The sequence below is a fragment of the Wolbachia endosymbiont of Drosophila seguyi genome, assembly GCF_028981765.1.
In the GTDB taxonomy this organism is placed as follows: Bacteria; Pseudomonadota; Alphaproteobacteria; order Rickettsiales; family Anaplasmataceae; genus Wolbachia; species Wolbachia pipientis.
The window spans coordinates 1-827 of sequence record NZ_JAPQLM010000044.1 but is presented as its reverse complement, the minus strand read 5'-3'; the positions used below and the strand labels follow the sequence as shown (position 1 = coordinate 827).

The 827-nt window shown below is 34.5% G+C and carries 1 protein-coding gene and 1 pseudogene; both read right to left on the bottom strand.

Annotated elements, in window-relative coordinates:
• A pseudogene (locus OZD62_RS00915) lies at positions 1 to 545 on the bottom strand (collagen-like triple helix repeat-containing protein); the annotation flags it as partial.
• 1 nt (position 546) lies between these two features.
• Entirely contained in the window at positions 547 to 690 is a 144-nt protein-coding gene (locus OZD62_RS00910; protein ID WP_174517021.1) for a hypothetical protein, read from the bottom strand.
• Positions 691 to 827: the final 137 nt, after the last annotated feature.

The following is an 827-nucleotide window of genomic DNA, read 5'->3' as shown; positions in this document are numbered from 1 at the left end:
CCTTTTTTAGTATAGATACCATTATCATCATCACCTTTTGCTAATTCTGGTATTAAAGCATCCACAACAGCTTTTTTTGCAACTTTTGTTGCAAGATCTGCAGTTTTAACAAACGCAGTATCTGCATCATTTTTAGTGTATACTTTATCGGTAAAATCAGTAGAAGCAATTATAGCATCCACGACATCTTTCGCTGCAGCTTTTGTTTTAAGCTCTGTAGCTTTGACAAAAGCAGTGTCTGCATCAGTTTTAGTGTAAACATCTGCAGTATTAGCTTTGTTGGCTAGATCAGCTGCACCAGCTTTCTCTCCTAGCTCAGCATCGACGTAATTCTTGTCAGCTTTTTTTGCCAACTCATCATTTACATTTCTTTTAGTGTAAACATCTGCAGTATTAGCTTTCTTTCTCAACTCATCATCCACACCTTTTTTAGTATATATACCTTTATCATTAGCACCTTTATTGAGTTCCACTATCAATTTTCCTAAAAAATTTTTGTTAGTTGCAAGGTTTTCTATTGTACTCAATTTTTCACTCAACGCCATATCACCCTCCATTAATTACAAAAACCATAGCATGCATGAAAATAGTATAATTTTCGTTAATGTTAGATTTTACATAAGATTTCCTTGAAACTTGTTGTTTCAGAATTCTTCTCTTGTCATTCAAGTGTGTAGCAGATGATGTCATTCCAGTCTGGAATCCAGCCTTTATTATGCAGCCACTTATTTAAAGTTAAGTTTTCTGGATCCCAGTGGGCTTTGTTGCATCGCTAGCTATGATGGATTAAAGATAAAAAAGGTGGAGAATATCAGTAGCTTATTATT